We start from the raw sequence: 6,000 nt of genomic DNA, 5'->3' as shown, positions 1-6,000 counted from the left end.
TGCCTGTTCGTTCAGGTCTGCAAGATATGTCCACAATTCTCCGGTCAGTATCAATGTGTTCAATCTGGCTGGGTGGACTTCTCTCAAATATTCCCGGTGCATCCGTCCATACTTTCCGATGGGGCGGTGTTCTTCCGGCAGTTTCAAATCTGGGATGTAGTAATCTCCGACAAGGATATAATCAATTCCGTTTTCCGTTATTCTTGGTTTTAATTCGCTCATGTTCCTTACCTCCTGTGGAAGCAGGCTCGTCTGGTACTAACTCAATTACATCAGTAATCTCACAATTCAGCGTTTCGCAGATATGGGCTAATGTGTCCATACTGATGTGCTTTCCCTCTTTGCTCATGTTGGCAATCATATTTGTTGTCATACCGGCGGCAAGCCTTAAAGCTTCCTTGCGGGTCCCCGTCGATCAGAAGCACTTTCTTTCCGGCCTGTGCCAGACCTATTCCCAAGTTCGCACAGGTTGTTGTTTTGCCAACGCCGCCTTTCTGGTTGGCGATGGCGATGATTTGTGTGTTCATGACTTCACCTCATTTCTGATTGTTGCTGTTGTTTCTGGAAATAGAAAAAGCCGCCACTTCAAAATCATAAAGTGACGGCCCTTTCTAATGCCGGAATCTCTGAAACAAAAAAGCACCCAGCTATTTGTTACTGAGTGCCTGCATTAGAATCGTATTTAATTGTTCATATTTGGTCAGATTATGCCAAACCCTCCAGCGAAAAATCCAGTGTCTGAGAGTGCCAAAATCACCCTCAAAAATACCCCCGGAATTGCTCTCTGGTTGTCCTATTTTTTAACCACTAAGGCCGTTTTTTGACCCCATTTTTGCCAGTTGTCCTATATTTAACCACTAAAAATTGGGTGAAAAAGCTCTCGTTTGGTCAAATGAGGTCAAACTTTTGTCACCCGTTTAGGTATAAGAAAACCCCGGAAAGCCTTGATTTTCCGGGGTTTTTGAACCATTTTGATATAGTCTGAGCAGTCGATTATCGTTTACTGAACTGCGGAGCACGACGAGCTGCTTTGAGACCGTATTTCTTTCTTTCCTTCATACGAGGGTCTCTGGTAAGGAATCCAGCCTTCTTCAGAACGGGTCTGAAATCACCGTCTACCTGAAGCAGAGCTCTGGAAATACCGTGTCTGATCGCACCAGCCTGGCCGGTGTATCCGCCACCGCGAACGTTAACCAGAACGTCGAACTTCTCAGCAGTCTCAGTAGCTGCCAGAGGCTGACGAACGATAACCTTCAGAGTCTCCAGACCGAAGTACTCATCAATGCTTCTCTTATTGATTGTAATATTACCATTACCGGGTACTAAATATACTCTGGCGATGGATTTCTTTCTTCTACCGGTTCCGTAGTATCTTTCTGTTTTAGCCATGATTTATTTTCCTCCTCTCAGTCCTTTAGAATGTCAGTACTTCAGGCTTCTGAGCTTCATGCTTGTGCTCAGGTCCTGCATATACGTGAAGTTTGGTGAACATCTGTCTTCCTAAAGGTCCCTTGGGAAGCATGCCCTTAACTGCAAGCTCGATTACCTGCTCAGGCTTCTTTTCTAATTTTTCTCTCAGAGTAGCTTCTTTTAAGCCACCAACGTAATCGGAATGATGATAATATACCTTCTGGTCCATCTTCTTACCGGTTACTTTGATCTTCTCAGCATTGATAACGATAACGTTGTCACCGCAGTCGATGTGGGGAGTGAAGATAGGCTTATTCTTGCCTCTCAGCACTTTAGCAACCTCAGATGCCAGACGGCCTAAGGTCATGTCAGTAGCGTCTACTACATACCATTTTCTATCGATTGTAGCTGGACTAGCCATAAATGTTTTCATTATGTTCCCTCCATATTACTTTCGCCGATTCCTGATCGACTTTTTCAGTGTCCTGGTCTGATAGTAATCTGCAGATGTCCGGCTACATTTTACTTCTTCCCAAAACGGTTGAATACTTTATCTCAATGCTTCGTCGGGGCTTTGACTCAGCATATTGAAACACTGTCACAGTCATATATTATATGGCACCAATCAATTAGTGTCAAGATAATTTTAAAACTTTTTACAGTTCAGCCATAGAACGACCGCATCAACGATTAGATACTGCACCCAAAGCGCTTTTTTTGACATTCTATGAACCAGATGCCTATATATGAGCTAAGTTAGTGACGCAGTGACGGAAAACACAATAACCCGGCATTGCGGATGACGGTCACAGGAACTCGTATTTCATCAGCGTCAGTCCATGGGCCGGTGCGGTAGGTCCCGCTGCACTGCGGTCTTTTGCCTCGAGGATCGTGAAAATATCCATGGGGTCCCGCTTACCCTGTCCGATATCTAACAGGGTTCCGGCAATGATCCTCACCATATTATATAAGAAGCCATTACCACACACACGGATCACCAGATCATTTTCTCCCTGCTCTTCCACTTCCACGGAATAGATGGTACGCACGGTGGATTCTACCTGGGCACCGGTCTGGCAGAAGCTTTTGAAATCATGTTCTCCCTCCAGATAAGCCGCAGCTTCCTGCATCCGGCTCACATCCAGTTCATGATAGGTGAACAGCGAATACAGCCGTTTCACCGGCATGGGAAATTCTGCCCGGTAGATCCGGTACTCATAAGTCTTGCGGCTGTCGCATTTCCGGGGATGCCAGTCATTTTCCACCTGTTCGGACTTCTGGATACGGATATCCTCGGGAAGTCTCTGGTTCAATGCGTAGGAGATTTTCTCCGCAGGCATCCGGCTGGTCGTGTCAAACACAGCGATATTCCCCAGTGCATGCACCCCGGAATCTGTCCGGCTGGCACCGATGACCTCAACAGGCTCTCGCAGCAGATCGGTCAGACACCGGTTCAATTCGCTTTCGATGGTAATCCCGTTATTCTGGATCTGCCAACCATGGTAATTCGTTCCGTCGTAGGCCACGGTCAGGCGGACACGCTTTTTCTCTTTTTCCGGCTGCTTTGACAGCTGTTCCATTGTCATTTCCGCTTCCACTGCATTTCACCCGCTTTCTCTCCTGCCACCTGTCTTAGGTTCCCCGGCATTCTTTCCTGTATTTGACGATATACTATCTGTTATGGGCATTATTGTTTTGCAGTAAAAATTTACGGTAAAAAAGGTAACCTTCCTACCACAATGCTGATCACCATATATGCGACAATACAGCCGTAAGCAATGTAATCTCTCTTATGATAGATCAGCGGCTTCATCTTCGTCCTGCCCTCTCCGCCGCGATAGCATCTGGCCTCCATTGCCATGGCAAGGTCGTTGGCTCTGCGGAATGCAGAGATAAACAGCGGTACTAAAAGGGGCACCATTGCCTTGGCGCGTTTGAATAGATTGCCGCTCTCGAAATCCGCACCTCTTGCGATCTGCGCTTTCATGATCTTATCCGTTTCTTCTAATAATATAGGTATAAAACGAAGTGCAATGGACATCATCATGGCCACCTCATGTACGGGCACCTTGAATACTTTTAAGGGTCCCATCATTTTCTCCATACCATCCGTCAGGTTGTTCGGTGTTGTGGTCAGTGTCATCACGGAGGATCCGATAATCAGCAGTGTCAGCCGGACAGCCATGGAAATGGCCATTTTCAGTCCTTCCTGCGTAATGGTCAGCTTCCAGATCGTCACTAACGGTGTTCCCTGTGTCAGAAACAGATTGAATACCACCGTGATCATCATCAGCATGACGATAGTCTTCATTCCTTTTACCATGAACCTGAACGGTACCTTTGACAGCCGGATCACCATCCCCAGAAACAGGGCTGCGATCACGTATCCCGCGTAATTTTTAAAAAAGAACAGTGATATGATAAACAGGAGAGTACCTCCCAGCTTGACTCTGGGATCCATCCTGTGTATCACGGATTCTGTCTGATAATATTGTCCTAATGTAATATCTCTAAGCATATTGCTCCTCACCAGAGTTTCTGCCCGGCTCCTGTCGGGTCAGAACTCGTATCTTCTCTCTGCTCATGCTGCAATTTGAGCATTGCAGTTCAAATCATTACTTCTGATTGTTCTGTTTCCAGACTCTTGCAATTTCTTCCGCAGCCTCTTCGATCGTTGTGGCATCTACATCCACATCCGCTCCCCGTGCTTTCAGCTCATGCATGATGTAGGTGACCTGCGGTGCTGCCAGTCCTACTTCTTCCAATTCTCTGTAATGTTTGAACACTTCTCTCGGAGTATCGTCATACATGACGCTTCCCTTGTTCATCACAATAATGCGGTCTACGTATTCTGCGACATCCTCCATGCTGTGGGATACCAACAGAATGGTAAGTCCTGTCTCTGTCTGCAGCTTTTTGATCTGCTGTAAAATCTCGTCTCTTCCCTTGGGATCCAGCCCGGCAGTGGGCTCATCCAGGATCAGCACTTCCGGCTTCATTGCCAGCACTCCGGCGATCGCCACACGACGCTTCTGTCCACCGGACAGTTCAAAGGGTGATTGATAGAAAAGCTCATCCGGCAGTCCTACTTTTTTCAGAGCATCGTATGCACGAAGTTCCACTTCCTTTTTATCCAGTCCCAGATTCTTCGGTCCGAAACAAACATCGCTGAATACATCAATCTCAAACAGCTGATGCTCCGGATACTGGAACACCAGCCCTACCTTGCTGCGGAGCTTTTTCATATCATAATCCTTGTCGTAGATGTCTTCTCCGTTAAAATAGATATGTCCGTCGGTAGCACGGATCAATCCGTTCATATGCTGCATCAGCGTGGACTTACCGGAACCGGTATGCCCAATGATACCGATGAACTGTCCATCCGGTATCTTCAGGCAGACATCGTTCAGGGCATGAACTGCCAGCGGTGTATCTGCACCGTATACATAATTCACATGATCTAATATGATAGACATTTTTTCGATCCTTTCCCGGGTACTTTCATTCGCTGCCATCCCCGCCACTATTTCCTGTCGGTTTTTCCATAGCCCAGTGCACTGACCAGCTCTTCTCTTGTCAATATGCCATCCGGCAGCGGAATTCCGCGTTTCTGCAATTCATACGATAGCAGCGTTACCTGCGGCACATCCAGCCGTAGCTTTTTCAGCTGCTCCACCTGTGAAAAGATTTCCCGGGGGGTACCCTGCATGGCAATTTTCCCTTCATCCATGACAAATACCTTGTCCGCATGAATGATTTCTTCCATATAATGGGTGATCAGGATCAGCGTAACGCCTTCCACCTGATTCAATCCACGGACTGCACGGATGACTTCCTTACGTCCACTGGGATCCAGCATGGCAGTCGGCTCATCCAATACAATGCATTTGGGATGCATGGCCAGTACTCCGGCAATAGACACTCTCTGCTTCTGCCCACCGGACAGCTTATTCGGGGAATACTTTCGATATTCGTACATACCTACCGCACGTAAACTCTCTTCCACACGCTGCCAGATCTCCTCCGTGGGGATCCCCATGTTCTCCGGACCAAATCCCACATCTTCTTCCACTACCTGTCCTATGATCTGGTTATCCGGATTCTGAAACACCATGCCGGCTGTCTGACGGACCTTCCAGATGTTGTCCTCATCCTTCGTGTCCATGCCATCGACCCAGAGCGTTCCCTCTGTCGGATTTAAGATGGCGTTCATATGCTTTGCCAGAGTAGACTTGCCAGAACCGTTATGTCCGAGGATGGCTATGAACTGTCCCTGCTCTATATCAAGAGAAACATCATTCACTGCTTTGGTGATCCCTTCCACATTTCCCTCTTCATCCCGACGAATATATTCATATACCACATTATCTGCTTTAATGATCTTCATAAATAATCTCCATTCCATATTCGCTTAGTGCCGGAGAATCTGTTATCTTCTGCTTTTGCAAGATATCGCTCCTATTTTACTAGATTATGCACAGATTTACAACACTTAACAGGGAACTGACCTGACTTTTTCAAAATCTCTTGTATGCTTTTCCAAAAACCATTATAGTTATGCTAGTATCATTATGTATCAGAATATATTAG

Annotated in this window: 7 protein-coding genes and 2 pseudogenes; all 9 read right to left on the bottom strand. The window is 46.6% G+C overall.

The features are described from left to right. Nucleotides 1–222, bottom strand: a 222-nt coding sequence (locus tag DW835_RS09420) for a TnpV protein (RefSeq protein ID WP_118731058.1), incomplete at its 3' end; no start/stop codon positions are given. Then, nucleotides 182–403, bottom strand: a pseudogene (locus DW835_RS09415) (helix-turn-helix transcriptional regulator); the annotation flags it as partial. The pseudogene DW835_RS09415 and the gene DW835_RS09420, both read right to left, overlap by 41 nt. Next, a pseudogene (locus tag DW835_RS09410) lies at nucleotides 393–527 on the bottom strand (ParA family protein); the annotation flags it as partial. The pseudogenes DW835_RS09410 and DW835_RS09415, both read right to left, overlap by 11 nt. A gap of 466 nt (nucleotides 528–993) precedes the next feature. Beyond that, entirely contained in the window at nucleotides 994–1,389 is a 396-nt protein-coding gene (gene rpsI, locus DW835_RS09405; RefSeq protein WP_022154279.1) for a 30S ribosomal protein S9, read from the bottom strand. A gap of 25 nt (nucleotides 1,390–1,414) precedes the next feature. After that, nucleotides 1,415–1,843 carry a 50S ribosomal protein L13 gene (rplM, locus tag DW835_RS09400; protein ID WP_022154280.1) on the bottom strand — a complete coding sequence of 143 codons (429 nt, stop codon included), beginning with the start codon at nucleotides 1,841–1,843 and terminating at the stop codon, nucleotides 1,415–1,417. Nucleotides 1,844–2,216: 373 nt separating this feature from the next. Further along, nucleotides 2,217–2,996 carry a tRNA pseudouridine(38-40) synthase TruA gene (truA, locus tag DW835_RS09395; protein ID WP_243037114.1) on the bottom strand — a complete coding sequence of 260 codons (780 nt, stop codon included), beginning with the start codon at nucleotides 2,994–2,996 and terminating at the stop codon, nucleotides 2,217–2,219. A 122-nt stretch (nucleotides 2,997–3,118) separates the two neighbouring features. Further along, complete coding sequence (locus DW835_RS09390) at nucleotides 3,119–3,928, bottom strand: energy-coupling factor transporter transmembrane component T (protein WP_118731016.1); 810 nt, start codon at nucleotides 3,926–3,928, stop codon at nucleotides 3,119–3,121. Nucleotides 3,929–4,025: 97 nt separating this feature from the next. Next, entirely contained in the window at nucleotides 4,026–4,886 is an 861-nt protein-coding gene (locus DW835_RS09385; RefSeq protein WP_118731056.1) for an energy-coupling factor transporter ATPase, read from the bottom strand. 47 nt (nucleotides 4,887–4,933) lie between these two features. Next, nucleotides 4,934–5,797 (bottom strand): energy-coupling factor transporter ATPase, encoded by an 864-nt coding sequence (locus tag DW835_RS09380; protein ID WP_117465478.1) that lies wholly within the window; start codon nucleotides 5,795–5,797, stop codon nucleotides 4,934–4,936. Nucleotides 5,798–6,000: the final 203 nt, after the last annotated feature.

Origin of the sequence: Clostridium sp. AM34-9AC (assembly GCF_003480225.1) — a bacterium.
GTDB classification, from domain to species: domain Bacteria; phylum Bacillota; class Clostridia; order Lachnospirales; family Lachnospiraceae; genus Acetatifactor; species Acetatifactor acetigignens.
The sequence above is the reverse complement of the archived record's forward strand: the minus strand, read 5'-3'. Positions and strand labels throughout refer to the sequence as shown.